Annotated in this window: 23 protein-coding genes and 4 pseudogenes; 7 read left to right on the top strand and 20 right to left on the bottom strand. The window is 69.9% G+C overall.

Going from position 1 to position 25,323, the window contains the following annotated elements; genetic code table 11:
• Window positions 1–8: 8 nt before the first annotated feature.
• The 11 genes from ACIRPX_RS42000 to ACIRPX_RS41950 form a co-directional block, all read right to left on the bottom strand.
• A complete protein-coding gene (locus tag ACIRPX_RS42000; protein WP_404205376.1) occupies window positions 9–1,058 on the bottom strand; it encodes a PfkB family carbohydrate kinase in 1,050 nt (349 codons plus the stop codon).
• Window positions 1,055–1,684 (bottom strand): bifunctional 4-hydroxy-2-oxoglutarate aldolase/2-dehydro-3-deoxy-phosphogluconate aldolase, encoded by a 630-nt coding sequence (locus tag ACIRPX_RS41995; RefSeq protein ID WP_404205375.1) that lies wholly within the window; start codon window positions 1,682–1,684, stop codon window positions 1,055–1,057. Before ACIRPX_RS41995 ends, ACIRPX_RS42000 begins: the two co-directional genes overlap by 4 nt.
• Entirely contained in the window at window positions 1,681–2,451 is a 771-nt protein-coding gene (locus tag ACIRPX_RS41990; protein WP_404205374.1) for an SDR family oxidoreductase, read from the bottom strand. Before ACIRPX_RS41990 ends, ACIRPX_RS41995 begins: the two co-directional genes overlap by 4 nt.
• A complete protein-coding gene (locus tag ACIRPX_RS41985) occupies window positions 2,448–3,491 on the bottom strand; it encodes a zinc-binding dehydrogenase (RefSeq protein ID WP_404205373.1) in 1,044 nt (347 codons plus the stop codon). Before ACIRPX_RS41985 ends, ACIRPX_RS41990 begins: the two co-directional genes overlap by 4 nt.
• The gene (locus tag ACIRPX_RS41980) at window positions 3,488–3,706 is read right to left on the bottom strand and encodes an RbsD/FucU domain-containing protein (protein WP_404205393.1); all 219 of its coding nucleotides are present in this window, start codon (window positions 3,704–3,706) and stop codon (window positions 3,488–3,490) included. Before ACIRPX_RS41980 ends, ACIRPX_RS41985 begins: the two co-directional genes overlap by 4 nt.
• A complete protein-coding gene (locus ACIRPX_RS41975) occupies window positions 3,706–3,924 on the bottom strand; it encodes an RbsD/FucU domain-containing protein (protein WP_404205372.1) in 219 nt (72 codons plus the stop codon). The genes ACIRPX_RS41980 and ACIRPX_RS41975 overlap by 1 nt, the downstream gene beginning before the upstream one ends.
• Window positions 3,915–4,820, bottom strand: coding sequence for an amidohydrolase family protein (locus ACIRPX_RS41970; RefSeq protein WP_404205370.1), 906 nt, complete (start codon window positions 4,818–4,820; stop codon window positions 3,915–3,917). Before ACIRPX_RS41970 ends, ACIRPX_RS41975 begins: the two co-directional genes overlap by 10 nt.
• On the bottom strand, window positions 4,813–6,138 hold the full coding sequence (locus ACIRPX_RS41965) for an L-fuconate dehydratase (protein WP_404205369.1): 1,326 nt from the start codon (window positions 6,136–6,138) through the stop codon (window positions 4,813–4,815). Before ACIRPX_RS41965 ends, ACIRPX_RS41970 begins: the two co-directional genes overlap by 8 nt.
• A 153-nt stretch (window positions 6,139–6,291) precedes the next feature.
• Window positions 6,292–7,335 carry an ABC transporter permease gene (locus tag ACIRPX_RS41960; protein ID WP_404205368.1) on the bottom strand — a complete coding sequence of 348 codons (1,044 nt, stop codon included), beginning with the start codon at window positions 7,333–7,335 and terminating at the stop codon, window positions 6,292–6,294.
• Window positions 7,328–8,893 carry a sugar ABC transporter ATP-binding protein gene (locus tag ACIRPX_RS41955; protein ID WP_404205367.1) on the bottom strand — a complete coding sequence of 522 codons (1,566 nt, stop codon included), beginning with the start codon at window positions 8,891–8,893 and terminating at the stop codon, window positions 7,328–7,330. The genes ACIRPX_RS41960 and ACIRPX_RS41955 overlap by 8 nt, the downstream gene beginning before the upstream one ends.
• 46 nt (window positions 8,894–8,939) lie before the next feature.
• Window positions 8,940–10,001: a sugar ABC transporter substrate-binding protein gene (locus ACIRPX_RS41950; RefSeq protein ID WP_404205366.1), complete on the bottom strand. Its 1,062-nt coding sequence runs from the start codon at window positions 9,999–10,001 to the stop codon at window positions 8,940–8,942.
• A 598-nt stretch (window positions 10,002–10,599) separates the two neighbouring features.
• On the opposite strand from ACIRPX_RS41950, the gene ACIRPX_RS41945 reads away from it, so the two are divergent.
• A complete protein-coding gene (locus tag ACIRPX_RS41945) occupies window positions 10,600–12,537 on the top strand; it encodes an alpha-L-fucosidase (RefSeq protein WP_404205365.1) in 1,938 nt (645 codons plus the stop codon).
• 689 nt (window positions 12,538–13,226) lie between these two features.
• On the opposite strand, the pseudogene ACIRPX_RS41940 reads toward ACIRPX_RS41945, so the two are convergent.
• The 5 genes and pseudogenes from ACIRPX_RS41940 to ACIRPX_RS41920 form a co-directional block, all read right to left on the bottom strand.
• Window positions 13,227–13,488, bottom strand: a pseudogene (locus ACIRPX_RS41940) (nucleoside/nucleotide kinase family protein); the annotation flags it as partial.
• A 113-nt stretch (window positions 13,489–13,601) separates the two neighbouring features.
• The gene (locus ACIRPX_RS41935; RefSeq protein ID WP_404205364.1) at window positions 13,602–13,871 is read right to left on the bottom strand and encodes a multiprotein-bridging factor 1 family protein; all 270 of its coding nucleotides are present in this window, start codon (window positions 13,869–13,871) and stop codon (window positions 13,602–13,604) included.
• A gap of 234 nt (window positions 13,872–14,105) precedes the next feature.
• A pseudogene (locus tag ACIRPX_RS41930) lies at window positions 14,106–14,621 on the bottom strand (transposase); the annotation flags it as partial.
• Window positions 14,622–14,666: 45 nt separating this feature from the next.
• The gene (locus tag ACIRPX_RS41925; RefSeq protein WP_404205363.1) at window positions 14,667–15,152 is read right to left on the bottom strand and encodes a transposase; all 486 of its coding nucleotides are present in this window, start codon (window positions 15,150–15,152) and stop codon (window positions 14,667–14,669) included.
• Between the two features lie 102 nt (window positions 15,153–15,254).
• Window positions 15,255–16,229 carry an amidohydrolase family protein gene (locus ACIRPX_RS41920; RefSeq protein WP_404205362.1) on the bottom strand — a complete coding sequence of 325 codons (975 nt, stop codon included), beginning with the start codon at window positions 16,227–16,229 and terminating at the stop codon, window positions 15,255–15,257.
• A 143-nt stretch (window positions 16,230–16,372) separates the two neighbouring features.
• Between ACIRPX_RS41920 and ACIRPX_RS41915 the strand changes: the two genes are divergently transcribed.
• The 6 genes and pseudogenes from ACIRPX_RS41915 to ACIRPX_RS41890 all read left to right on the top strand — a co-directional run bounded on the left by ACIRPX_RS41915 (window position 16,373) and on the right by ACIRPX_RS41890 (window position 21,111).
• Entirely contained in the window at window positions 16,373–16,819 is a 447-nt protein-coding gene (locus ACIRPX_RS41915; RefSeq protein WP_404205361.1) for a MarR family winged helix-turn-helix transcriptional regulator, read from the top strand.
• Between the two features lie 491 nt (window positions 16,820–17,310).
• The gene (locus ACIRPX_RS41910; protein WP_404205360.1) at window positions 17,311–17,514 is read left to right on the top strand and encodes a hypothetical protein; all 204 of its coding nucleotides are present in this window, start codon (window positions 17,311–17,313) and stop codon (window positions 17,512–17,514) included.
• Window positions 17,515–17,646: 132 nt separating this feature from the next.
• Window positions 17,647–18,578 (top strand): annotated as a pseudogene (gene dapA, locus ACIRPX_RS41905) (4-hydroxy-tetrahydrodipicolinate synthase).
• A 39-nt stretch (window positions 18,579–18,617) separates the two neighbouring features.
• Window positions 18,618–20,111, top strand: a complete 1,494-nt coding sequence (gene hpaE / locus ACIRPX_RS41900) for a 5-carboxymethyl-2-hydroxymuconate semialdehyde dehydrogenase (protein ID WP_404205359.1) — start codon at window positions 18,618–18,620, stop codon at window positions 20,109–20,111.
• An 89-nt stretch (window positions 20,112–20,200) separates the two neighbouring features.
• A pseudogene (locus ACIRPX_RS41895) lies at window positions 20,201–20,341 on the top strand (3,4-dihydroxyphenylacetate 2,3-dioxygenase); the annotation flags it as partial.
• A gap of 179 nt (window positions 20,342–20,520) precedes the next feature.
• Entirely contained in the window at window positions 20,521–21,111 is a 591-nt protein-coding gene (locus ACIRPX_RS41890; protein WP_404205358.1) for a VOC family protein, read from the top strand.
• Between the two features lie 1,047 nt (window positions 21,112–22,158).
• On the opposite strand, the gene ACIRPX_RS41885 is transcribed toward ACIRPX_RS41890, so the two are convergent.
• From ACIRPX_RS41885 to ACIRPX_RS41870, 4 genes are all read right to left on the bottom strand, one after another.
• A complete protein-coding gene (locus ACIRPX_RS41885) occupies window positions 22,159–22,533 on the bottom strand; it encodes a toxin Doc (protein WP_404205357.1) in 375 nt (124 codons plus the stop codon).
• Entirely contained in the window at window positions 22,533–22,772 is a 240-nt protein-coding gene (locus tag ACIRPX_RS41880) for a hypothetical protein (RefSeq protein WP_404205355.1), read from the bottom strand. Before ACIRPX_RS41880 ends, ACIRPX_RS41885 begins: the two co-directional genes overlap by 1 nt.
• Window positions 22,773–22,867: 95 nt before the next feature.
• Window positions 22,868–23,449: a Uma2 family endonuclease gene (locus tag ACIRPX_RS41875; RefSeq protein WP_404205354.1), complete on the bottom strand. Its 582-nt coding sequence runs from the start codon at window positions 23,447–23,449 to the stop codon at window positions 22,868–22,870.
• A gap of 519 nt (window positions 23,450–23,968) precedes the next feature.
• A complete protein-coding gene (locus ACIRPX_RS41870; RefSeq protein ID WP_404205391.1) occupies window positions 23,969–24,805 on the bottom strand; it encodes an NAD(P)H-binding protein in 837 nt (278 codons plus the stop codon).
• Window positions 24,806–25,323: the final 518 nt, after the last annotated feature.

Raw genomic sequence — 25,323 nt, 5'->3', positions numbered from 1 at the left:
GGGCTGCCTCAGCGTGTGACATGGGCCGAACCACCAGCCATCAGTGCTTCGACTTCGGGGAGTGAGGCCATGGACACGTCGCCGGGTGTGGTCATGGTCAGGGCGCCGTGTGCGGTGCCGTAGGCGAGGGCGCGTTGCAGGCTCGTGCCGGTCAGCAGACCGTAGATCAGTCCCGCGGCGAAGCCGTCGCCGGAGCCGATGCGGTCCAGGACATGGAGGCCGGACATGTCGGAGCCGGTGACGAATCCGGTCCCGGGCGACCAGGCGGCCGAGGACCAGTCGTTGAGGCCGGCCGAGGGCACCTCGCGCAGGGTCGTCGCCAGGACCTTCGCGGCGGGGAGCAGGCAGGCCACCTCCGCGAGGGCGTCGGGCAGTCCGGCGGCGCTCACACGGTCTTCTCCCGGGCGTTTGCCCACGAGGCCGAGGGCCCCCACCACGACGTCGGCGTGCCGGGCGAGGCGCAGGTCGGTCGCACGGGCCCTGTCGGCTCCGCCCCGCCCGGCCCACAGGCTGGGACGGTAGTTGGGGTCGTAGGAGACGGTGACACCGTGCCGGTGCGCCGCCGCCATCGCCTCCTCGGCCACTTCCACGGTGGTGTCGGACAGACCGGCGAAGATGCCCCCGGTGTGGAACCAGCGCACACCACCGGCGAAGACCGCGTCCCAATCGATGTCGCCCGGCCGCAGCCGGGAGACAGCCGTGTGCGCGCGGTCACTTGCGCCGAGCGCGCCGCGGATCCCGAATCCGCGTTCGACGAAGTTCAGCCCGTTTCGGGCGGCGCGTCCGATACCGTCGTCGGGCGTCCAGCGGATCAGCGTGGTGTCCACGCCGCCCTGCAGGACCAGGTCCTCGACGAGCCGTCCCACCGCGTTGTCGACGAGAGCCGTGACGACCGCGGTGCGCAGGCCGAAGCAGCGGCGCAGTCCGCGTACGACGTTGTACTCACCGCCGCCCTCCCACACCTGGAAGGAGCGAGCGGTGCGGATCCGGCCCTCGCCGGGGTCGAAGCGCAGCATGACCTCGCCCAGGGCGATGACCTCCGGGCCGTGCGCGGTCATCCGGTGCTCCTCTCCACCGCGCGCGCGGTGAGCCGCCGGGTTCCGTCGTAGTCGCCGCGGTCCAGGTGGCCGGCGGTCGACATCCAGCTGCCGCCGACGGCGAGCACTGCGGGGATGGCCAGGTGGCCCGGCGCGGTGCGCGGGGCGATACCGCCCGTGGGCACGAACCGGGCCTGAGGAAACGGTGCGGCCGGCGCCCGCAGCAGGGCGGCGCCGCCGAGCGGTTCGGCGCGGAACAGCTTGACCGTGTCCAGGCCGGCGCGCAGGGCCCGCATGAGTTCGGTGGCCGTGCCGACGCCGGGGACGACGGGTACACCCGCCCGGGCACATGTGCGGACGGCTTCTCCGTCGAAACCCGGGGACACGACGAACCGGGCCCCGGCCGCCACGGCCCGCTCGGCCTGCTCCACGGTGAGCACGGTGCCCGCGCCGACGGCCGGCCCGCCGTGTGCGGCCATCACCTTGAGCACCCGCTCGGCGTCCGGCGTGCGGAAGGTGACCTCGGCACACCGGGCCCCGCCCGCCGCGAGGGCGTCGGCCGCCGGAGCGGCCGTCTCGGGGCGGGGCACGGTGAGCACCGGCACGATCCGGGTGCCGGACACAACGGAGTCCAGGACCCCGGTCACCGGCCCAGCCATCCGCCGTCGACGGGCAGGACGGTGCCGTGTACGTACGCGGCGGCGTCCGAGGCGAGGAACACGGTGGCGCCCGCGAGGTCGTCGGCCTCGCCCCAGCGGCCCGCGGGGATGCGGTCCAGGATCGCCGCGTTACGGGTCGGGTCCGCGCGCAAGGCCTCGGTGTTGTCGGTGGCGATGTAGCCGGGCGCGAGGGCGTTGACGTTCACGCCGTGCGGGGCCCACTCATTGGCCAGGGCCTTGGTCAGACCCGAGATGCCGTGCTTGGCCGCGGTGTAGCCGGGTACTGTGATGCCGCCCTGGAAGCTGAGCAGCGACGCGGTGAAGATGATCTTTCCGCGCCCGCGGGCCACCATCGCGGCGCCGACCGCCCGGGTCAGTTTGAACTGGGCGGAAAGGTTCACCTGGAGGACCAGTTCCCAGTCGGCGTCCGGGTGCCCGGCGGCCGGCGCGCGACGGATCGTGCCCGCGTTGTTGACCAGGATGTCCACCGGCCGCTCCCGCCCGGCGAGGTCCTCGCCGAGAGCGCGGACGGCACCGGGGTCGGCGAAGTCCGCGCGGATGGCCTCGAAGGTTCGTCCGGCCGCGGCGACATCCTTCTCGATGTCGCTGCCGGACTCCTCCAGGTTCGCGCTGACCCCGATGACGTCAGCGCCCGCCTCGGCCAGCGCGCGGGCCATGGCCCGGCCGATCCCGCGCCGTGCTCCGGTGACCGCGGCCAGCCGGCCCGTCAGGTCGAAGGGGTTCGCGGCGCTCATGCGGTGGCTCCAGGGGTGTTGTCGGCGCAGTCCACGAGGATCTTCATCACGTCTCCGCCGGACTCCAGGGCCTCGAACGCGGAGGGCGCCTCGGCGAGCGGTACAACCTTGCTGATCAGCCGTTCGGCTCGCAAGGACGGATCGGCGACGAGGCAGACGGCGGACTCGAAGTCGGAGCGGTCGTACAACCGGGCGCCGACCAGGGTGAGTTCGCGCCAGAAGAAGCGGTGCAGGTTCACCTCGCGCGGGCGGGGGTGGATGGCGACCAGGCACAGTCGGCCCCGCACCCCGAGCACCTCCACGGCCGTCTCCACACCGGCCGCGGCGCCGGACACCTCGAAAGCCACGTCGGCGCCCGCGCCGTCGGTCCACTCCCGGACCCGTTCGGGCACGTCGTCGGACGCCGGGTCCCAGACGTCCAACCCCAGTTCCCGTGCCAGCAGGCGGCGGTGTGCGCTCAGCTCCACCACCCGGACGTCGGCTCCGGCGTTCCGTGCGACGAGCGCGATGAGGATGCCGACCGGGCCGCCGCCGACCACGGCGACCCGCTCGCCCGCGCGGACCCGGGCGCGGCCGACGTCGTGGACGGCGACCGCCGTGGGCTCGACGAGCGCCGCCCGGTCCAGGGGAAGGGTCTCCGGCAGGCGCACGAGCGTCGAGGCGGGCACGGTCCAGCGCTGCTGGAGCGCTCCGGGGGAGTCGATGCCGATGAAGTCGAGGTGCTGGCAGATGTGCTGGTGACCGGCACGGCAAGCCGGGCAGGTGTCGTCCCAGCGCAAGGGCATCACGGTGACGGCGTCTGCGGGTCGCCAGCCGGTGACGTCCGGTCCCACGCGGACGATCCGGCCGGACATCTCGTGCCCGAGCACGGCGGGCCTGCTGACCCGGGCGTCCATGTCGCCGTGGAAGATGTGCAGGTCGGTGCCGCAGATGCCGACGTAGGCGGGGGCGATTTCCACCTCGCCGGGACCGGGGGGCGCGTTCTCGGCTGGTGCGGTGTCCAGGGTGCGGGGGGCTGTGTAGCGGACGGCGAGTGTCATCGCGGGGTCAGTGTCCCTTCAGCGCGGACGCCGATGGTCAGCAGCAGGTTGGCGTAGGTACGGACGTCGGCGGTGACGACCGCCAGCGCCAGGTCGGGGGAGCGGGCGGCGTCGTAGAACTCGAAGCGGCCGAGGGGCTGCACCGGGACGGGCGTCAGCCGGGAGCGGTACCCGGCGATCGCGGGGGGTTCCGGCTCGCCCTCGGGAGCCACCATCACGTGGCCGACTCGACGGGGAAGGCGCCCAGGAGGACGTCCAGCACGGTGCCGACGTCGAGGAGGCCGGGGGCGAGGTTGAGATGGACGGTCCTCGCCCGCTCTCCGACGGCTGTACTGGCGGGGAAGTGGCCGTCGGCGAGCAGGACTCGGGCGCCGTGGCCGGCGCCGGCCAGGGACGCGAGGATGCCGGGGTGCAGGAGATCGGTCAGGAGCACGGGAGCGGCGCCTCCTTCGTCTTGGTGTGCCGCAGGTCGTAGAAGTCCGCCGCGGTGGCGTTGAGGACGGCTTCGGTGTCGCTCGGCGAGCAGCCGTGCAGCAGCTCGTCGACGGTGACCGCCCACCGGCTCCAGCCACCCGCCAGGACGCAGACCGGCCAGTCCGAGCCGAACATCAGCCGCTCCGGCCCGAAGGCGGTGAGCAGCACGTCCCACACCGGACGGATGTCGGCGAGGGTCCACTTCCCCTGGTCGGCCTCGGTGATCAGGCCCGAGAGTTTGCAGCGGACCTGAGCATGTCCGGCGAGGGTCCGCACCATCCGCTCCCATTCCGCCAGCCCGGGGCGGCCGACGGGCGGTTTGCCCGCGTGGTCCAGGACCAGGGGGAGGCCGGGAAGATGTTGGGCGAGACGGATCGCCTGCCGGAACTGGTGGGTGCGGATGAGAACGTCGTACGCGAGTCCCCGTTCCTGGAGTGTGCGCAGCCCCCTGTCCACGTCGGGGCGTTGCAGCCAGTCCGGGTCCGTCTCGTCCTGGACCAGGTGGCGCAGGGCCCGCAGGTACCTGCCCCCCGGTCCCTGACGCAGTTCGTCCAGGACGTCCCCGATGGCCGGTGAGCTCAGGTCGGCCCAGCCGACGACCGCCCCGACCAGGGGGTCGGCGTCGGCCAGGGCGAGGAGTTCGCGGGTCTCGTCCACGGACGCCACACACTGCACGGCCACGGTGGCCGTCAGACGGCGGCCGGCGATCGGCCGACGCGCGGCATCGCGCAGGTCCCCGAGCCCGAAGGACCGGTTGATCGGTGTGTGGGCCGGGACGTCCAGCCACGGCTGGGGACGGCGGGTGAGATCCCACACGTGATGGTGGGCGTCGACCAGTGCCGGAGCGTCAGACACGTGCGGTCCAGGCGGGTCCGTCGGGATAGGCGTACTCCTTCAGGGACGCCTGGTGCATCTGGGCGCTCAGGCCGGGCAGGGTGGGGGCGAGGTAGCGTCCGTCGGCTGTGCGGACCGGGTCGACGAAGTGCTCGTGCAGGTGGTCGACGTACTCGATGACCCGGTCCTCCAGGGTGCCGGAGACGGCGACGTAGTCGAACATCGACAGGTGCTGGACCATCTCGCACAGGCCGACGCCGCCGGCGTGCGGACAGACCGGGATCCCGAACTTCGCGGCCAGCAGGAGGATCGCGATGTTCTCGTTGACCCCGCCGACCCGCGCGGAGTCGATCTGCACGATGTCGACCGCGCCCGCCTGCAGGAGCTGCTTGAAGACGACGCGGTTGGCCACGTGTTCTCCGGTGGCGACCTTGATGGGGCTGACGGCCTTGCGGACGGCCGCGTGGCCGAGGATGTCGTCCGGGGAGGTGGGCTCCTCGATCCAGTACGGGTCGTAGGGGGCCAGGGCGCGCATCCAGTCGATGGCCGGCTGGACGTCCCAGCGCTGGTTGGCGTCGACGGCGATACGGATGTCGTCGCCGACAGCCGCACGAGCGGTGCGCATACGGCGTATGTCGTCCTCCAAGGACGCGCCGACCTTCAGCTTGATCTGGGTGAAGCCGTCGGCGACGGCCTCTGCGGCCAGGCGGGTCAGCTTCTCGTCCGAGTAGCCGAGCCAGCCGGGGCTGGTCGTGTAGGCGGGGTAACCGCGCTCCAGCAGCCGGGCGGTGCGCTCCTCGCGGCCCGGTTCTGCCCGCCGCAGGATCTCCAGGGCGTCCTCGGGGGTGAGGGCGTCGCTCAGCCAGCGGAAGTCGACCTGGGCGACCAGATCCTCGGGGGTCATCTCGGCGAGGAGACGCCACACGGGCTTGCCGGCACGCTTGGCAGCCAGGTCCCAGGCGGCGTTGACGACGGCGCCGGTCGCCATGTGGATGGCGCCCTTCTCCGGTCCGAGCCACCGCAGTTGCGGGTCGTGGACCAGGGCCCGGGCGAAGGCGCCGAGGTCGGCGCAGACCTCCGCCACGGACAGCCCGACCACATGCGGGGCGAGGGTCGCGATGGCGGCGGCCTGGGCGTCGTTGCCGCGGCCGGTGGTGAACGCGAGGGCATGGCCCTCCAGGCCGTCACCGGCGTCGGTGCGCAGGATCACGTAGGCGGCCGAGTAGTCGGGCTCGGGGTTCATCGCGTCCGACCCGTCCAGATGCTCGGATGTGGGGAACCGCACGTCCAGGACGTCCAGGGCGGTGATGCGGGCGGGTGAGGGAACAGAGGAGGACATGACGGCAACTCCTGTGGAGGCGGGCGGGGAAGAAGCCCGCTGCGACGGGGCGATGACGACGGCTGCGGGTGGGCCGGTACGGACGGTGCAGGTCCTGGCGGAACGGGGTGTCCGGTGGCGGGCGCGACCGGACCGAGAGGGGTGCCGTGGGGCTCATTCCTGGACCTTGCCGCCCGTGATGCGGGAGATGGTCAGCGCGACGAGGATGATCAGGCCGTTGAGGGCGCCGATCCACTGGGCGGGCACGCCCGCAAGGGTCAGCACGTTCTGGATCATGAAGAGCAGCAGGACGCCGCTGAAGGCGCCGAAGACGGTTCCCCTGCCGCCGTTGAGGCTGATCCCGCCGATGACGGCGGCGGCGAAGACGGTGAAGATGTAGCCGTTGCCCTGTGCGGAGGCGACCGAGGCGAGCCGTCCGGACAGCAGCAGTCCGGCCAGTGCCGCGAGCACGCTGCCGGTGACCAGGACGATCCACAGCACGCGGTCGGTGCGGATGCCGGCCGCCTTCGCGGCGTCCACGTTGCCGCCGATGGCGTACAGCGAGCGGCCGAAGCTGGTCCAGCCCAGGACGACGACGGCGACGGCGAACAGCGCCAGGCAGATCCAGATGGAGGCGGGCATCCCGAGCCATTCGGCGGTGCCCAGGTAGAGCATCGACTGCGGCAGCCGGAAGAAGGTCTGGCCGCCGGAGATGCCGGTGAGCACGCCGCGCAGCACGATCAGCATGCCGAGGGTGACGATGAACCCGTTGAGCCCGAAGCGGATGATCAGGACGGAGTTGACGACCCCGACGAGGGCGCCCACCGCGAGCGTGACAGGAATCGCCCAGGCCCCGGGCAGGAGGCCCAGCCCGTGTCCCGCCCCGGCCGGAACGACCAGCCAGGCCGCGACACCGGGCGCGAGGCCCATCGTGGACTCCAGCGACAGGTCCATCTTCTTGACGATCAGGATCATCGTCTGGGCGAGGACCAGCAGAGCCATCTCGGACATCGTCTGCAGGACGTTGACGAGATTGTCGGCCTGCAGGAACACCGGGTTGACGATCTGTCCGACGATCGCGATGACCACGATCGCCGGGACCAGGGCCAGGTCGCGCAGCCGCGCCAGCGGGATCCTGCCGCCGAGCAGTCCGGGCCGCCCTCGAAGTGTTTGCGCGGCGTTCGGGGCGGGCTTGTCCGCGAGGACGGTCTCAGGCATTGATGTCCACTCCTTCCATCGCGGCCACGAGGTCGTGGTCGTGCCAGCCGCGGGCTGTCTCATGGGTCACCCGGCCCTGGAACATCACCAGGATCCGGTCGCACATGCGCAGGTCGTCGAGTTCGTCGGAGGCGATGAGCACTCCGGTGCCGGCTGCCGCCGTCTCCTCGACCTTGGCGAGCAGGAACTCCTTGGAGCGCACGTCGACCCCCGCGGTCGGGCTGATCAGCACCAGCAGCCGCGGGTCGTCGGCCAACGCGCGTGCCATGACGACCTTCTGCTGGTTGCCTCCGGACAACGCGGAGACCGGGAGGTCGGGACCGGGCGTCTTGATCTCCAGGTTCTCGATCATGTCCCCGGCGAGCCGGTCCCGGCGGCCGGCGCTGATGAAGCCGTGTGCGCCCAGCCGTCGGGGCACCGACAGCGTGGCGTTGTCGGCGATCGACATGTCCGGTACGAAGCCCTGGTGATGGCGGTCCTCGGGGACGAACCCGGCCCCCGCCGCCAGCGCGCCGGGCACGCTGCCCGGTCCTGGCCTGCGGCCGGCGATCAGTACGTCCCCGCTGTCCGCGGCGCGTAGGCCGACGACGGTCTCGGCGACCTCGGTCCGCCCGCTGCCGGCGGCCCCGGCCAGGCCGACGATCTCGCCGGCGCCGATCCGGAAGGAGACGTCCCGGTAGGCGCCGTCGCCGGAGAGCGCGCTGACCTCCAGCGCGGTCGGCGCGGTGGGGTCGAGGGAACTCGGCCGTTCGCGGTACTCGGCCGAGTCGGCCTCGCCGGTCATGGCGGCGACCAGTTCGGCGCGTGGCAGTTCGGCGACCGGGGCGGTGACGATGTGCCGGGCATCACGGAAGACCGTCACCATGTCGCAGATCTCGTAGACCTCCTGGAGATGGTGGCTGATGAACAGGAAGGTCACGCCCTGTCGTTGGAGGTCGCGGATCCTCTCGAAGAGGCGGCTGATGGCCGCGCCGTCGAGTTGGGCGGTCGGTTCGTCGAGGACGATGAACCGTGCGCCGAACGACAGGGCGCGGGCTATCTCGACGAACTGCCGCTTCTCCACGTTGAGTTCGCCGGCCATGGTCTGTGGATCGACATCCACGGACCAGGCCGACAGCAGTTCCCGGGCCCGGCTGCGCACGCTCTGCCAGCTGATGAGCCGGCCGGGGCCGCGGTCATGGCGGTTCAGGAAGAGGTTCTCGGCCACAGTGAGGGTCGGTATGACCGTCGACTTCTGGTAGACGCAGGCCACGCGCCGCCTCCAGCCGTCGCGGTCCGCGAGCCGCGGCGCGGGGCGGCCGTCGAAGGTCACCGTGCCCTCGTCCGCGGCCTGCAGACCGGTGAGGACCGACACCAGGGTCGACTTGCCGGCGCCGTTGCGGCCGACGAGCGCGTGGGTCTCGCCCGGCCTGATGGTGATCCCGGCGCCGTTCAGGGCCACCGTGGAACCGAATCGTTTGACGATGCCCGTCGCCTCGACGACGGGCGGACCCTCCGGGTTCCGCCCGTCGTCCGCCGGGGCGGACGCGGGGCGTGTCGCTTGCTCCCCGTCACTCATTTCAACCGCCTTGTTCTGGTACGTCGTCGGGTTTCCGGTCGTGGCGTCAGCCGAGGTTGTTGCCCCACAGGGACTTGTCGTCGCTCGTCACGCTGGGCACACCGCCGTAGGTGGCGCCGTCGGCGGTGACCAGCGGGGCGGAGAGCTGGTCCTCCAACAGGCCGTCGCGGACCTGGATGACGGTGCTGTCGTGGTCGGTCTTGCCGGGTTTGAACGTCTTGCCCTCGATGGCGGCCTTCAGGTAGTAGAGGGCGTACTTGGCGTAGAGGTCGGCCGGCTGTGAGACGGTGGCGTCGATCTTGCCCTCGGCGATGGACTTCAGCTCCTCGGGGATGCCGTCGTTGGAGACGACGAACACGTGCTTCTTGTCCTTCGGGCCGACGAGGAGGCCCTTCTGCTTGAGCATCTGGAGAGTGCCGGCCAGTGCGAAGCTGGACTCCATGTAGACGCCCTTGATGTCCGGGTGGGCTGTAAGGTCCGTCTGGAGCTTCTGCGCGGCGACGGCGCCGTCCCAGTTGGTGGCCTCGCCGAACACCGTGATGTCCGGGAAGTTCTTCTTCATGCACGCGTTGAACGCCTCGGTGCGGTCACGGCCGTTGATCGAGTCCAGGCCGCCCTCCAGCATGACGACCTTGCCCTTGCCGGCCAGCTCGGTGCCGAGGTACTGGCACGCCTTCTCGCCGTAGGCGCGGTTGTCTGCGCGCACCACCATGAAGACCTTGCCGGTGTCCGGGCGCGTGTCGACCGTGACGACCGGGATCTTCTTCGCGGCCAGCTGCTCCAGGGCCGGGGCGATGGCCGCCGTGTCCTGCGGGGCCATGGCGATGCCCTTGACGCCCTGGCTGATGAACGTCTGCACGTTGGCGGTCAACTTGGCGACGTCGTTCTGCGAGTTGGTGGTCTTGAGCGAGAGACCGAGCCGCTTGCCGTATTCGGGCGTGTACTTGATGTAGGAGTTCCAGAAGTCGGTGTCGGAACGCGGGTAGTCGACGCCTACCAGTGGCTTGTCGCTGGACGTTGCAGCCGTGCCGGAGCCGCCGCAGGCGCTGAGGAGCGTCAGCACACACAGGGCGGAGCCGGCGGAGCAGAGGGCGGTTCTGAGTCTCATTGGATTCTTCCTCGTGCCGAACCGGGGGACGACGGGTCATCGGTCACATGGGCGACGGATGCGGCGCCGCATGGAGAGATGGGATGTATGTATAGGCCGCTCGACAGTGTGCTGTCTAGCTCTGTGCGTCGGATCCCGTGAAGTTGCAGTTGGGCGGGTAGCGGAGACCCTTGCGTAACCTCTGCTCGGGTGGAGATCCATCCCATTAATGCTGTCCTTTTGTGATAGTTGGGTTCCTTGGCCCGGAAGGCGACCAGTGCCTGGTGGGATCCCTCGCGGTCTGGGTGGATCGGCGCCAGACATTCCATGTCTGGTAGTTCGTATGCCGGAAATATGAGGAAATTGCTCTCAAGTTCTCCAGGGATGAAGGCTTTTCATCCCTGCACAGCCGTTGACATGGACGGGTTACATGCTCGAACTTCGTGCGTAACATCCGGCGCCCGACACCCATGCGTTCCGCATCAGCGGTGCGTTGTCGGTTCCTGGGACCCGCTCCCGGCGACAACGGCGCAAGGTTGCCTCCTGCCGGCCCCGCCGGGGATCCAGAACCCGTGGAGAGGGCGCACGGCGCCGGCACCACACGGAACAGGGAGTGAGCATGTCGTCAGGAAGACTGTCCCGCCGCACTTTGCTCGGGGCCGCCGGCGCGGCCGCCGCGGCGAGCGCTCTGCCGGTGGTTCCGGCCTTCTCCGGCCTGGTGTCGGAAGCGTCCGCCGCCGATGCGCAGACCAATCTCGCCGCTCTGGTCGAGATGCGGTTCGGTATGTTCAACCACTTCAACATGGGTACGTTCACCAACGAGGAGTGGGCCACTCCCGACCAGGACCCGGCGCTCTTCGCGCCCACCGCCGTGGACTGCGCGCAGTGGGCGGCGGCGGCCGCGGCGGCGAAGATGAGCTACGGGGTGCTGACGACCAAGCACCACGACGGGTTCTGCCTGTGGCCTACGGCGGACAACGACTACAACGTGGCCAACAGCTCCTACCCTCACGACATCGTCGCCCAGTACGTCGACGCGTTCCGCGCGGCGGGTCTGAGGGTGGGGCTGTACTTCTCGATCTGGGACCGCAGTTACGACGTCCAGGCCTACGACACCAGGCATGGCGTGGCAGCGGACCAGGAGATCGTTCCCGGTGACCTGACGTACATCCTGAACCAGATCACCGAACTGCTGACGAACTACGGCACGATCGACATGTTCGTCACGGACGGCTACGCCTGGCAGATGGGCCAGCAGGCGGTCTCCTACCAGCGGATCCGGGAGCACGTGAAGTCGCTGCAGCCGGACATCGTCATGATCGACCACGGCGGGCTCTCGGTGCCGTTCCTCGGTGACGCGATCTACTTCGAGGAGCCGCTGGGGGTGACCTCGCCGACCGGTAACACGTTCGCCTCGCTCCAGGGGCAGACGATCAGCAACGGCTGGTTCTGGCACCCCTCCACGCCCACCACGGACCCGATGAGCAAGGCGTCCATCCTGTCCCATCTGGCGGATCTGGAGCCAAAGTACACGTCGTTCATCCTCAACTGCCCGCCCAGCAGGGCCGGCATGCTGGACACGAACATCGTGAACCGGCTGGCCGAGGTCGGCGCTGCGTGGAGCCCGGACACCACACGGGCACCGCTGCCCACGCAGATGCCGCGTGCCGAGCATCCGGTGACCCCGGTCAGCGCGTACGCGACCGGATTCCACACGGGCGAGGGCCCGATGAACGCGATCGACGGGCTGAGCGACAAGGGTTTCGAGACCTGCTGGTCGACCTGGAGCCTGACACTGCCGCACTCCATCACCATCGATCTGGGCGGGGTCTGGAGCAACGTCTCCACCCTCGAGTACCTGCCCAAGCAGTGGAGCCGGACGAACTCGACGGACGGCGACATCACCGCGTACACGATTTCCACGAGTACGGACGGGACGTCCTTCGCCCAGGTCGCGGCCGGGACCTGGACGGGGGACCGGGTGACGAAGACCGTGGAGTGGACCGCGCGGGACGTGGGATTCGTGCGGATCGCGGTGAGCGCGGGAACCGGGGGCTACGCGAACATCGGCGGTGTACGGATCGGGGGCCGGACGGCGAAGCCTGTGCTGGTCGGCAAGGTGCTGCCGGGTGACTCGACCGTCTACCGGTTGGTGAACCGCAACAGTGGCGAGGCGGCCGACGTGAGCGGTGGCGGAACCGCCAACGGCACCGACATCCTGCAGTGGCCCTGGCTGGGCCAGTCGAACCAGAAGTGGACCTTCGTCTCGACCGGGGACGGCTACTACAAAATCAAGGGTGTCGGCAGCGGCAAGCTGATGGAGGTGGCCGGGCTCTCACGGGTGGACGGCGGCAACGTCGGGTTGTGGTCCGACGCGAGTGTGCCGCAGCAGCACTGGGCCGTGACGCCGACGGGCGACGGTTACCACTACCTCACCAACCGGCTCAGCGGGCTCGCGCTGGCGGTCGCCGACTCGTCCACCGCCGACGGGGCCAACATCGAGCAGCGGACCTACACGGGCGCCGCCGCTCAGCAATGGCGCCTCACCGCCTCGTGACGAGCGCGGCGCCGAGTGGCCCGCACGCTCGAACCACCGGCCGTTGAGCCGCGTTCCGCCGTGTGGCGCAGCCGGACCGGGGACCGAAGAACTCGGATGTGCCCGTCCGGGTCTCGCCCCCGGCCGGAGAGCGCTTCGTACTCCGCCGGAGGGGGCGAGCGCGGTCGGCCATCGGGGGTTCCCGCCGGAGGGGCGGGGCAGGGCACCTGACCGGTGGCCGGGCGAAGCGGCCCCGAAGGGTGCGCCTGGGCTCAGCGGCCGGGCTTGTGACCAGACGGCTGTGTGCCCCGACTCTCCCCGGTCCGCTCCGCCGCGGCAGGGCGCCGCCCTCTCCCCGGCGTTGTTCGCTCCGTGCCGGTCCGCAAGCGCCGTCGTCCCGTCCGTCCGTGAGCCGGGCAGGAGGCCTGGCGGACGGACGGTGTCCATGAGTCCGCCGCAGGGCGGAGCGATGCGGGAGGCGGCCGACTGGTCCGGCCGTCCGGCGCCCCACGGCGGGCCACGTCCGCACCCGTGCGGCGCGCGTCCGATACGGCGAGAGCCACACAGGCGACGGACTCGTCATGTGTCTCATCGGGCGATGCGACGAACTGTGTCCCGTGTGCGTGGCAGACAGCTGAGAAGCGTCGACCAACTGGCGCCGTCGACCGCGCTGGTCCCTTGCTCGTCGAAAGCCGGACCGGGATGTCCGGCGCGGCGGGAGGCACGACGAGGTCGGCCCGGTCGCGGGTGGCGGCGACCAGGTCCGCGTGCGCTGGTCGGTGCCCAGGACCCAGGCGAGGGCGGCGTCGTGGTCCTTGCCGAACTCCTCGTGGCGCCGGACGCGCCGGCGAACCCGTTCCTCCTCGTCCAGTTCGCAGAACCACACTTCGTCCAGGAACGGGCGAAGCCGCGGCCAGGGACCGGAGTCCAGAGCGGGTAGTTGCTCTCGGCCACGACCAGCCAGGCGGCGGGCCCGCCTGAAGCTCAAGCGGCTGACCGACCGCGGAATCCTGGCCGAAACCGAGCCGGGACTGTTCACCAGGCCACGACCGCAATCGCCCGGAGTTCAGCTCTGACCAGCACGCCTACTCGAGGTCCACGGCCGAGTCGGCCGATGCCTCAGGGCCCATCGCCTCGGACGGCGCGGTCTTGATGCTGCCCGGAGGCCAGCCGAGGAGTTCCTCGAAGCTTCGGGCAACGGTCGGGGTGGGCAGGTCCCCACGGCCGCGTTCGAAGGTCCTGATGGTCGCCTCACTCAGCCAGGTGCGGCGCGCGAGTTCACGTTCCGAGATGCCTTCGGCCTCACGGAACTCGATGAGGGCTCTCGCCAGCCGTGTCGAATCCTCTCCAGTCATGACCGCAGTATGTCGCCGAGCCCGGCCCGGGATGGCCCGCTTGCTCGGTCCCAGGCCAGGGCGCCGGGCCGCGGCAACACGCACGCCAGGCCGAATCCCAGTCGAATTGTTCGTCCTCGCCATGCAACCGGTACTCCTTATCAACCCTGATCTGCACGCCAAACCCGTAGCAGAGTCGGACATGAGGCAACTCGCATACCGCCCTCTCGCATTCGATGGTGACGGAGTGTGCCGTCATCCGAGGAGGCTTGAGTGGCGGAGGAGCGGGAACCGTGCTCGGGTGTGCATCTGGCGCGCGATCCGCTTGGTCTTGGTGTGGACACCTACGGTGGTGCCGTTGCTGTACGGAAGTGTGAGTGCGGCGTTCATGGCGTCGCGGTCTCGGCCCAGGCCCCGGGCGAGGGCGTGCAGTTGAGGCAGATCGGCTGAGCGAGCCTCCACGATCCAACGCGAGAGCCCGTCGGCATTTCCTGCGCAAGGCGTCGGGAGCTTGGCGAAGCTCCCGACAACGGCGGCCAGTTGGGTCATCTCGGGGCAGCTGGCGGTGAGCCGTACCAGAAGATCGTGATGTTCGGCCTTGAGGTTGCCGGGCCTGGTGAGGATCATCCGGGCGAGCCTGCGCGGGGAGACGTGGCTGCGGTCGGCTTCCGCGCGGCCCTGGTTGATGAACTTGTGCAGGTGGAACACTTCTGCCACCCGCTTGTTGAGGTCGTTGATCTCCTCGGTCAGGTGCTGGATGCGGCGGGCCGGCAGCCTCAAGGTGTGCCGCGCGGCGTCTGCTGGCCCGGAGACTTCCTACTGAACGAGCCGAGCGCACTGTTGGAACAGTTGCGGGTTGCTCTTCGCCAGCTTGAACAGCCGCAGCATCTCCATCGGGCCGTCGCTCGTCTTCGCTGCGGCGGTGGTGGGACCGGACAACACGGCGCGGGCGGCGGATTCGGCATCAATGGCGTCGGTCTTGCCGTGGCGCTGTCGGGCGGCCTTGTCGGGCTGGTTGCCCCTCGATGTCCTCGGCCCGCAGTGCCGCGTCAGGGCTGCGCAATAGGGTCTGGTGTACTCGCCCCGGCTCCGCCGTAGCATGCTGAACAAGCGTGTCCAGGACGGGAGTTGACGATATCCCTCGGCGGTCTCCGGGAAGCCGCGGCCGTCCGGAGCGACACCGGGCGTGGTGATGACGTCCGCGGCGTGGACATCCTTGTGGGTGTCAACACCGAGCAGGATGTCCTCCTCGGCTTCGGCCGGAACGTGACATGGCACCGTGGGCTGCATGATGCTGGACAAGGTCGCCTGTCCCCTGATCGCCTCGGGTGTCGGTGGTTGTTGTATCCCGCAGACCCGCCCCTCTGGCGCAGATGGACAGATTCGCTGACTGTCATGCCCTGATCAGAGTGCTAGGCCAAAGAGCGCCTCTGCGTTGGCGGAGGAGAACTTCTCTCGGTCTTCGTCGGACGTGAAGTGTCCGAGGAAAGTGTTGATCTCGTCCTGGGTCGGGTGTTGGAACGGGTAGTCGGTGGAGAAGATCAGCCGGTCGATGGTGGTGACGGACAGTGCGTGGTGGAGCAGCGCGGGGTTGAACATGCCAGATGCGGTGATGTGGAAGTTGGTCCGGACGTAGTCTGAAACGGGTCGTTGCAGGCTGGCGAGGCGGGAGAGGCTGTCGGCCCGGTCGAGCCAGAACAGCAGCATCTCACCCCAGTGGCCGAGCACGATCTGCAGGGCGGGGTGGCGGTCGAAGGTGCCGCGCAGGATGAGCCGGAGTGCCGCTGTCGCGGTGTCGAGGTGCCAGCCCCATCCGAAGGTGGCCAGGGCGAGGTCGGTGAGCTCGCCTAGGCCTCGGTAGGAGGCGTCGCGCACCGCGTCCGAGGGGATCTGTGGGTGGATGAAGACCGGCTGGCCGAGTTCCGCCGCGGCGGCGAAGAGCTCGTCGTAGGCCGGGTCGTCGAGGAAGCGGTCGCGGCAGCGGCCGTACACCATTGTGCCGACGTGGCCCATGTCTTTCGCGCGTACGAGTTCGTCGACTATGTGCTCCGGGGAGGACATGGGCAGGGTCGAGAGCGCCCGGAACCTCGTCGGGTTCTTGGCGACGGCTGCGATGGCCGTGTCGTTCGCGGCGCGGCTCAGGTTCCGGGCATGCTCGGGGGAGAGCGGTTGGGTTCCGGGCGGGGTCAGGGCGAGGACCGAGATGTCGATGCCCTGGGCGTCCATCACGGCGATCCGATCCTTGCCCAGGTCCTCCAGGCGGTGCAGATGGTCGCCCATCTCGTTGAAGGCGAGGCTCTCGTCGGGCCGCGGCAGGGCTTTGAGAGCGGACGTGAGGTCTGGGGTGACCCAGTGTTCTTCGATGGCGATGAGGGTCATGGCCTGCGTCCTTTGATCGGGCGGGTGGTGCGTCCGCCGGCTTCGTTCCAGCGATACTTGTCAGTTGACAGTAAAGCTAGCGCACGGACTAAAGTAGCTGTCAACTGACAGTAATCAAGGAGCGGCGACGGAGGCCATGACGCATGGACGCGGAACAGACCTCGAGGCTGTTCGAGCTCGCCGACCGGATCTTGGCGGTGGGCCGCCACATCGGCGCGTCGAAGGAGGGTGAGGTCGAGTCGGGCACGCCCCTCCAGGGAGCGGTGATGCGCTATATCGATCGCCACCCGGGCACGACGGCCGGCGCGGCTGCCGAGGCCACCCAGATGATCTCGAGCAACTTCAGCCGAGCGGTGAGGGGCCTTGAGCAGGCGGGTCTGGTCCGACGTGACACCGATCAGCACGATGCGCGGCGGGTGCGCCTGTATCCGACCGAGAAGGCCCAGGAGAACCTGCGACGACTGCGTGAGGTGTGGAGCCGCCTTCTCGAGGAGGCCGTGACCGATTCCGACGACATCGACGCCACGATCTCGACCTTGCGCAACATCGAGACCAGGCTGGTCGGCCGAGCCCGCCCCTTGGGCCGGTAGATCCTGCGAACCTGCTCCGCGTCGATACGTGGCCGAGCCGTCGCGGCAGACGACCTCGACGCCCGGATGCTCGCGCAGCCATACCTCTGGGGTGTTGCGAATGACGGTGCGATGACGGTCGCGTGTCCGCGCGAATGGAGTCGGGAGACTGTGGAACGTCGCGGAGAAGACCGGAGGTGAGGTCGGCCTGACGAGGGCGCTCCAGGGCCGGGGCGTGGGTGGCGCACAAGCTCTCCTGGGTGGGGTTGTGCCGGGCATCCGCAACCCCACACGGCCTCACGGCCATTCAGCCCGTCCGCGCACTCCTGCCTGCCCAACAGCAGACGGGAACCAGAAGAAGCGCGAACAAGACACCCTCTCGACCGACCCCACTCCTACAGGAATGACACACCCGGACCTGGCGGTCCGTCCTGGGTCCACGACCATCCCGATGGCACCCCGCCTGCCTGAAGGCGGGCTCTTCTACGGCGAGGAGAGCTGGCGGCGGCGCCGTGCAGGACGCGCCCTTCGCCGTACGCCTGGCGGCCTCGCCGCTGCTCACTGCCCTGTACCTGGACGCGGCGGCCGCGGACGGCTACCGGCGTGACCAGAACGTCTTCGGGCCGGGCGTGACGATCGAGGACGACATGGCCGTTCTCGTGCGCTACACGTCCGGGGTCACGCTCACCCACCACCTCACGGAGTACTCCCCGTGACAGGGATGCCGCGTCTGCTTCAACGGCAGCGAGGGGCGCCTGGAGCTTCTGGTCGAAAAGTCCACCTGGACCCGGCTCGAGGCGCCGGTCCAGGGCGACACGCGGTGGTGCACGGGGACGTGGAGAACCCGCATGAAGTTCCGCAGCGACCCCTCGACGATCCGGAGATCCATCGCCCCCGTGGTCACCCCCTTCACGGACGGCGGCGACGTCGACCTCGACAGCCTGCGCGGCCTGATCCGCTTCCAGCTCGACGCGGGCTCGCACGGCATCTCGCTCGGCGGGTCCACCGGCGAGCCCAGCGCCCAGACCACCGCCGAGCGCATCGCGGCGATCCGCGCGGTCGCCGACGAGATCGGTGACCGGGTCCCCTTTCTGCCCGGCACCGGCTCCCACAAGCTCCCCGAGACCCTGGAGATCACGGCCGCCGCCCAGGATGCCGGAGCCGACGTGCGCTCGTCATCACCCCGTACTACGCCCGCCCGACCCAGGAGGCCCTGTACTCCTGGTACGCCACGGTGTGTCGGGAGTTCCCGGACCTGCCCGTCGTCGCCTACAACGTGCCCTCGTGCACCGCGGTCGACATCGCCCCGGAGACCGTCGGCCGGCTCTTCCGCGACTTCGACAACTTCGTCGGCGTGAAGGAGACCACGAAGGACTTCGAGCACTTCTCCCGCGTCCTGCACGAATGCGGCCGCTCCCTGCTCGTCTGGTCCGGCATCGAACTGCTCTGCCTGCCGCTGCTCGCGCTCGGCGGAGCCGGCTTCGTCAGCGCCGTCGCCAACATCGCCCCGCAGGCCGTGGCGCGCATGTATGAGGCCTGGGAGGCGGGTGACTTCGAGACCGCGCGCGATCTGCACTACCGGCTCCACCCGCTGGTCGACCTGCTCTTCGTCGAGACCAACCCAGCGCCCGCGAAGTGGGTGCTCCAGCAGCAGGGCCTGATCGCCTCGGCGTACGTGCGTCCGCCGCTGATCACCCCCACCGACGCCGCCCTGCCCCGCATCCGCGAGTTTCTGCGGCAGGGCGGAGACCTCACCCAGCAGCGCACCGAGCACCCCTGACCCGCCCGCGCGCACCGGGACCAGGAGAGACACCCCACCATGACCGCCCCGCACCGCCCCGACGGCCTGCCCGACGCCATCCAGCACTGGATAGCGGGCGACACCGTGCCCAGTGCTGACGGACGCACCTTCGATGTTCTCGACCCGGTCTCCAACCAGCCCTACGCCCAGGCCGCCCGCGGCGGCGCCGACGACGTGGCCCGCGCGGTCGCCGCCGCGAAGAGCGCGTTCGCGGTCTGGTCGCAGTACGGCAACCGCCGCCGCGCCCAGGTCCTGAACAAGATCGCCGACGTCATCGAGGCGCGCCACGACCGGCTTGCCGAGTTCGAGTCCTTCGACTCCGGTCTGCCCATCAGCCAGGCCCGCGGCCAGGCCCGCCGCGCCGCCGAGAACTTCCGCTTCTTCGCCGACGTGATCGTCGGCCTCGGCGAGGAGGCATTCCGCCAGGGCGCCGAGCAGATCAGCTACGTGGTCCGCACCCCCGTGGGCGTGGCCGGCCTGATCACTCCGTGGAACACCCCGTTCATGCTGGAGAGCTGGAAGCTCGCGCCGGCCCTGGTCGCCGGATGCACGCTGGTGCTCAAGCCCGCCGAGTGGACGCCGCTGTCGGCTTCGCTGTGGCCGGAGATCCTCGCCGAGGCAGGGCTGCCGGCCGGTGCGGCGAACATCGTGCACGGCATCGGCGAGGAAGCCGGCCAGGCCCTGGTCGATCACCCGGACGTCCCGCTGATCTCCTTCACCGGCTCCACCGACACCGGTCGCCACATCATCCGCTCCTCCGCCCAGGAGCTGAAGGCCACGTCGATGGAGCTGGGCGGCAAGTCCCCCGCGATCGTCTTCGCCGACGCCGATCTCGAAGCCGCCCTGGACTCGGTCGTCTTCGGGGTGTTCTCCCTCAACGGCGAGCGGTGCACTGCCGGTTCACGGGTGCTTGTCGAACGGCCGGTGTACGAGGAGTTCACGATCTGCCTGGCAGCCCGGGCTGCGAACGTCCGCGTGGGCCTGCCCTCCGACCCGGCCACCGAAGTGGGCGCCCTCGTCCACCCCGAGCACTACGAACGCGTCATGAGCTACGTCGAGATCGGCAAGAAGGAGGCGCAGCTGGTCGTCGGCGGCACCCGCCCCGACCACCTCGCCGAGGGCAACTACCTCCAGCCGACGGTGTTCGCCAAGGTCGAGCGCGACGCCCGCATCTTCCAGGAAGAGATCTTCGGCCCCGTAGTCGCCGTCGCCCCGTTCGACACCGAGGAGGAGGCGATCGAACTGGCCAACGCCACCCAGTTCGGGCTCGCCGCCTACATCTGGACCTCGAACCTCAAGCGCGGCCACCGCATCACGCACGCCGTCGAGTCCGGCATGGTGTGGATCAACTCCCACAACATCCGCGACCTGCGCACCCCGTTCGGCGGCGTCAAGGCCTCTGGGGTTGGCCGGGAAGGCGGCGCGCACAGCATCGACTTCTACTCCGACTGCAAGATCGTCCACGTCGCGCTCGGTGACGTCCGCACCCCCCGCTTCGGAGCCGCGCAGTGACCGTCCTCACCGCACCCGACGTGATCCGTTCCGCGTACGCCCAGCTCGTCGTCACCGACCTGGCCGCCTCCCGCTGGTTCTGGGTGGACATGCTGGGCTTCCACGTCCAGTACGAGGACGTGGAGACCCTGTGCCTGCGTGGCAGCGACGAACTCACCCACCACTCCCTGGTGCTGAGGAACGGTGAGCAGCCCGCGCTCGACCACATCGCCTACCGGGTGCGCACCCCCGAGGATGTCGACCGGGCGGAGGAGTTCTTCCGCCACCTCGGCCGCCCCGTCAAGCGTGTACTGAAGGGCGAGGGCCGCCCGGTGTCGGCGACGCCGTCCGCGTCATCGACCCGCTGGGCTTCCCTGCCGAGTTCTTCTACGACATCGAGCGTGCCGAGCGCCTCATTCAGCGCTACGACATGCGCCACCGCGCCGAGGTGGCCCGCCTGGACCACTTCAACGTCTGCACCCCGGACATCCCCGCCGCCTACGCCCACCAACAGTCCCTCGGTTTCGGCTGCTCGGAGACCATCGAGGGCGACGAGCACGAGCTGTACGCGGCCTGGATGTACCGCAAACAGACCGTCCACGACGTCGCCTTCACCGGCGGCGCCGGGCCCCGTCTGCACCACCTCGGCGTCGCCACCCACGAGTCCCACCAAGTCCTGCGCGCGGCCGACCTGTTCGGCTCGCTGCGCAAGGAGCACCACATCGAACGCGGCCCCGGTCGGCACGGCGTCTCCAACGCCTTCTACCTGTATCTGCGCGATCCCGACGGCCACCGCGTGGAGATCTACACCTCCGACTACTACACCGGCGACCCCGACCACGAGACGCATCGCTGGAACGTTCATGACGACCGCCGCCGGGACTTCTGGGGCAACGCGGTCATCGAGTCCTGGTATAAGGAGGCCACCCCGGTTCTCGGACTGGACGGCGCACTCCAGCCGGTCACGGACTCTCTCCTGGACGAGTCGGCCGTACAGGTGGGTGCGGACGGTCTGGGCTGATGGCCGGCGCATCGTCGGCCTGTGAGGGCTCGGTCCGTGTGAGGCCGGTCACTCGTTCCGACTGATGTTGAGCCGTTGGGTGTTTCTCACGTATGACCATCCTGACACCCGAACCGGACAGTCGTCCGCTTTGGTCAGGTCTTTGCTCCGAGAGGACCGCAAAGGGGCACGGACTGAGGCAGCGAGGCCATCGGTCTCGGTGCGGGGCGCGGTGCAACGGGGTCCCGCACCGTCGCGGTCCTCTGCGCGAACGCCCGCGCCCTGTAATACGATGACGGCCCGGTCAGGATGGGCGCGCAGCCCCCGTTGTGACGTGCTGGCGAGGAGCTGGAGCCTCGGCATGCGCCCGGACGCGGCGGGTCACACCGCAATCTGCAGATCAAAAGCAATTGCAGCACGGGCAGCGTAAATTTTTTGGAGACCCTTCAGCTTGACCTGTGCCCACATTCTCTGAATCAATTTAAATTCTCGACGCAATTCTTTGCGGATTCAACTGACAGCATTGTTGAGGATCGGCGCACGGTTCCGGGTCCACAAGGCGACATGGCGGTGGCCGGGACTGCCGGTGACCGGAGAGTCCCTTGCCGGGGCCTCCACCAGCCTCGTGCAGTGGCTGGCCACCGTTGCGTACGCGAGGAGGTCCGTGATCATGCGGCAGGCATGGGCGTGGTGGCGCGCCTGCTGGCACCACCGCCAGCGCCGCCGCACCCCGCTCCCGGCCGGCGGCCGGGGCCTACGGACCCCGCGGCAGCCCCGCGGTCCGCGCACTGACGCTCCCGGCCGGCATGGCGAGTGATCGTCCGCCGGCCGACTGGGGGCGCCGCACCGGTGCTCGGCGCCCCCGGCCGTCTCCGCCGCCGCGCTTCCCAGGCCTTCTGTGAGCGCTGGGGGCCGAAAGCAGCGACGGCGGCTGCCGGTTCACGCCGCAGGAAGCCGTCCGTGATTCCTGGCGGACCAGTCCCGGTGACCGGCCAGGGCTTCATCTCATCCGCCCGCGGACCGCGCCGCCCTTGTCGGTGCGGCTGTGAGTGCGCCGGCGCGCCGTTCTCAGATGCGCCAGGTACGGATCCGCTCCGTCGCCTGGAAGACGGTGGCTTTGCGGGCCCGAATGTCCCGGACGAGTTCGACCAGCGCCCCGTAGGGCGGGTCGATCCCCTCGTCGGAGGCGTTCATGTAGGCGACGGCGACCTGGCAGGCGTACAGCGAGTTCCGGTACGGCAGGGGCTCGAGCCGCACGATGGTGTGCAGGAGCGAGGCGGCCCGCCAGGAGGCGTCGGGCTGCGGGATGTCGGGCCGGGGGATGCGGGTCTTGTGCCGGGCGACCGCGGCGACCAGGGCCGAGTAGTCCGCGACGCTGACATCCTCGGGCACTGCCTGTTCCTGGACGTCGAGCAGCCAGGACACGTCGATGTGGAGCACCATCAGGCGGCTGCAGCTCCCTGGTGGTGACCGGCCGGGGGGACCTCGTCGGGGAAAGCGTCGTCGAACTCGGCGCGGTGCTGCTCGCCCCACTCGACAGCTACGCGCACAAACTGCTTGCGCTGGCGTTCCCGCAGCGGGAGGTCGTGAACGTACTGCTTGAGAGACTGGCCGGCGGCGGCCGCGGCGGCGCGGACCTCCGCCATCTCGTCTTCGGTGAAAGTGATGTTCAAGGACGGCATACCCGGATGGTACCTAATAGGTACCATATTGGCCAGGCGCCCACTGTGGTGTAGCTGTTCCGCCTGCTTAATGATCTTGCCTGTGGTGTTGGTGATTACCGGACGAGGCGGGGTAGGTCGATGTGGATGTCGAAGGGGACCGCGGTTTTGATGCGGTCGCGGTAGATGCCGGTGGCGACGTATGCGTGTGTGGTGTCGTCCAGTTCGTATGTGTGAATGACGGGGAGGCCGTTTTCCTCCTCGACGCGCCAGTAGTGCGGGATACCCGCCTGCGCGTACTTGAGGGGTTTCAGGGATCGGTCCCGGTGGGCGGACTCGTCTGAGACGACTTCGATGGTGAGGGCGACCTGAGTGGGGAGGTAGCGCGTACGGTCCGGGTCGTAGGGGACTGTGACGGCAAGGACGTCAGGCTCGGGGCGGTTCTTCTCGTTGAGCTTGACCGTCATTTCCCGGTCGATCACGAATCCCTCGGCGGCCTGGTTGTCCAGTGCAGTCGTCAGTCGGGTGACGACGCGGGCGTGCCAGGACCGCTGCGGGGACATCATGAAGATCAGCGCTCCGTCGATCAGCTCGGTGTGGCGGGGGAGGTCGGGTGCGTTGTCGAGGTCATCGGCTTCCCACCCGCTCGGCCGGGGCGGCAGCATCCAGGGCGGCAGCACGTCCCAGGCAGTCGTCATGGTGTCCTCCTTCGGGTGCCCTGCCAGCTTATCCATTGGTTCCGCGGGGCGGTGGCGGGTGCGGGCCGTGATCAGCGCGGGTACGGGGCGGCCTGGGGGCGCGCGCCGGGCTACCGTGCCGTCCTTCTTGGCCTGGACGTCGGTAAGAGCCACCACTACGGCCAGGGGTGTGTTTCGTGCCGGTGTGGTCCGTAGGCCGGTGCCGTCCGATGCGGGCGGCGTCGGTTCCTGCGGGCGACGGGTGTGTGGTGTGTTGGTGGGGCCGGGCCCGTTTTGAGTACCGGGGCGGTCCGTGTGCCGGTGTGTTCCCGCATGTCTCGTGTACCGGCGGTTCGCTGCGTGCTGTTCCGGCGTGTCCTGGGCGCCGGTACGTCTTGGTCAGGGGTGTGGTCCGGCCTGTGTGTAGGCCCGGGGTGGGGGTCTTGGGGCCTGTGCTGGGTGGGCGGTGCGTGTACGGCGTGGCGGTCAGGTGCCTGGCGGCGGCGTGGGTTGGTGTCTGTGTGTTTGGGGTGTGTTGGTTTAGGTGAAGTGGGTGAGGTGGTCGGTGGCCCAGGTGGTGTAGGTGCGGGCGGGGTGGCCGGTGGTGTGGGTGATGGTGGTGGTGTGGGTGTGTGTTTTGGTGCCGGCTTGTTGGCGGCGGGCGCGGTGGAGGAGGGCTTGGACGATGGGTTCGGGGTAGGTGGTGCGCCAGGTGGTGCGGGCGTTGTGTTCGCCTTGTTCGTGGCAGTGGAGGGGGTGGCCGAGGAGGTGGGCGAGGGTGGTGGTTTGTTGGAGGGGGGTGAGGGGGGTGGGGCCGGTGAGTTGGTAGGCGTGTCCGGTGTGTTGGGGTTGGGTGAGGGTGTGGGCGGCGACGTCGGCGATGTCGCGGGGGTCGATGCAGGCGACGGGGGAGGTGTGGTGGAGGGCGTGGACGGTGTGTTGGGTGCGGATGGTGTGGGCCCAGGTGAGGGTGTTGGACATGTAGGCGCGGGGGCGGAGCAGGGTCCAGGCCAGTCCTGAGGTGCGCAGGAGGTATTCGCAGGTGCGTTGGCGGCGGGTGATGGTGTCGTCGGCGCCGGGGTCCAGGACGGCGGCGGCGGAGAGTTTCACCACGTGTTCGACTCTGGCGCGGTGGGCGGCGTGCAGGAAGCGTTCGTCCCATCCGGTGGTGAGGGGGCTGGTCACCAGGAAGGCCGCGGTCACGCCGCGGACGGCGCGGGCGAGTGAGTCCTCGTCGGTGAAGTCGCCGCCCACCACCTGCGTGCCGGGGCGTGTGTGGCGGTAGGTGTCGGGTCGTCGGGTCATCACCCTTACCGTGTGTTGGGGCGGGAGGCGGCGTACGACCTCGCGTCCCACCGTTCCCGATGCCCCTGTCACCAGGATCACCTGGTTCCCTCCTTCTTCGTCGGCTCGGTTCGTGCGCTGCTCGGCCGGTGGGCTGTCCGGCCGCCGCCCGGTCCGCCGGCGGGCCGGGCGGCGGCCGGCGGCGGTCGGGTGCGGCTCCCGGCCGCCGTTCGGGTGCCTGGCGGGCTCTGCTCCTGCCGCGCGGGCCGGTGCAGGCCGCCGGCGCGGACACCGGCCGGCCCGGCCCGCCGGGGCGGCCCGGGCGGGTGTCCCCGTTCCCGGTTGATGGCCCGCGGTCCGCGGCCTGTGGGCGGCGGGCGGTGGGCGGTGGTCCTGTGCCGTCCCCGGCCGGGAGCTGGGTGCCGGTGGGAGCGCGTTGCGGGTTTCGCGCGCCCGGCGCCCTTTTGTGCAGGCCGGTACCGGCCGCCGGGGCCGGGGCCCGCCCGGCCCGGGGCCCGGCCGGGGCCCGCCCCCGGCCCCCGCCCCATATCCCGCTGCGGCACGGGTTACCCCCGTGGGTACTCGGCGGCGGGGGGGGGCCCGGCGGGGCG

Source organism: Streptomyces sp. NPDC101225, from assembly GCF_044767585.1.
GTDB lineage: Bacteria > Actinomycetota > Actinomycetes > Streptomycetales > Streptomycetaceae > Streptomyces.
Note: the sequence above shows the minus strand (reverse complement) of the source record. Positions and strands in the feature narration are given on the sequence as shown.

Bases quoted from the DNA above. Each gene is read 5' to 3' on its own strand.
- ACIRPX_RS42000 (WP_404205376.1), bottom strand. From the start codon at position 1,058: ATGACCGCGCACGGCCCGGAGGTCATCGCCCTGGGCGAGGTCATGCTG.
- ACIRPX_RS41990 (WP_404205374.1), bottom strand. From the start codon at position 2,451: ATGAGCGCCGCGAACCCCTTCGACCTGACGGGCCGGCTGGCCGCGGTC.
- ACIRPX_RS41985 (WP_404205373.1), bottom strand. From the start codon at position 3,491: ATGACACTCGCCGTCCGCTACACAGCCCCCCGCACCCTGGACACCGCA.
- ACIRPX_RS41980 (WP_404205393.1), bottom strand. From the start codon at position 3,706: ATGGTGGCTCCCGAGGGCGAGCCGGAACCCCCCGCGATCGCCGGGTAC.
- ACIRPX_RS41965 (WP_404205369.1), bottom strand. From the start codon at position 6,138: ATGTCCTCCTCTGTTCCCTCACCCGCCCGCATCACCGCCCTGGACGTC.
- ACIRPX_RS41960 (WP_404205368.1), bottom strand. From the start codon at position 7,335: ATGCCTGAGACCGTCCTCGCGGACAAGCCCGCCCCGAACGCCGCGCAA.
- ACIRPX_RS41955 (WP_404205367.1), bottom strand. From the start codon at position 8,893: ATGAGTGACGGGGAGCAAGCGACACGCCCCGCGTCCGCCCCGGCGGAC.
- ACIRPX_RS41950 (WP_404205366.1), bottom strand. From the start codon at position 10,001: ATGAGACTCAGAACCGCCCTCTGCTCCGCCGGCTCCGCCCTGTGTGTG.
- ACIRPX_RS41945 (WP_404205365.1), top strand. From the start codon at position 10,600: ATGTCGTCAGGAAGACTGTCCCGCCGCACTTTGCTCGGGGCCGCCGGC.
- ACIRPX_RS41935 (WP_404205364.1), bottom strand. From the start codon at position 13,871: ATGACTGGAGAGGATTCGACACGGCTGGCGAGAGCCCTCATCGAGTTC.
- ACIRPX_RS41920 (WP_404205362.1), bottom strand. From the start codon at position 16,229: ATGACCCTCATCGCCATCGAAGAACACTGGGTCACCCCAGACCTCACG.
- ACIRPX_RS41915 (WP_404205361.1), top strand. From the start codon at position 16,373: ATGGACGCGGAACAGACCTCGAGGCTGTTCGAGCTCGCCGACCGGATC.
- hpaE (WP_404205359.1), top strand. From the start codon at position 18,618: ATGACCGCCCCGCACCGCCCCGACGGCCTGCCCGACGCCATCCAGCAC.
- ACIRPX_RS41890 (WP_404205358.1), top strand. From the start codon at position 20,521: ATGCGCCACCGCGCCGAGGTGGCCCGCCTGGACCACTTCAACGTCTGC.
- ACIRPX_RS41885 (WP_404205357.1), bottom strand. From the start codon at position 22,533: ATGGTGCTCCACATCGACGTGTCCTGGCTGCTCGACGTCCAGGAACAG.
- ACIRPX_RS41880 (WP_404205355.1), bottom strand. From the start codon at position 22,772: ATGCCGTCCTTGAACATCACTTTCACCGAAGACGAGATGGCGGAGGTC.
- ACIRPX_RS41875 (WP_404205354.1), bottom strand. From the start codon at position 23,449: ATGACGACTGCCTGGGACGTGCTGCCGCCCTGGATGCTGCCGCCCCGG.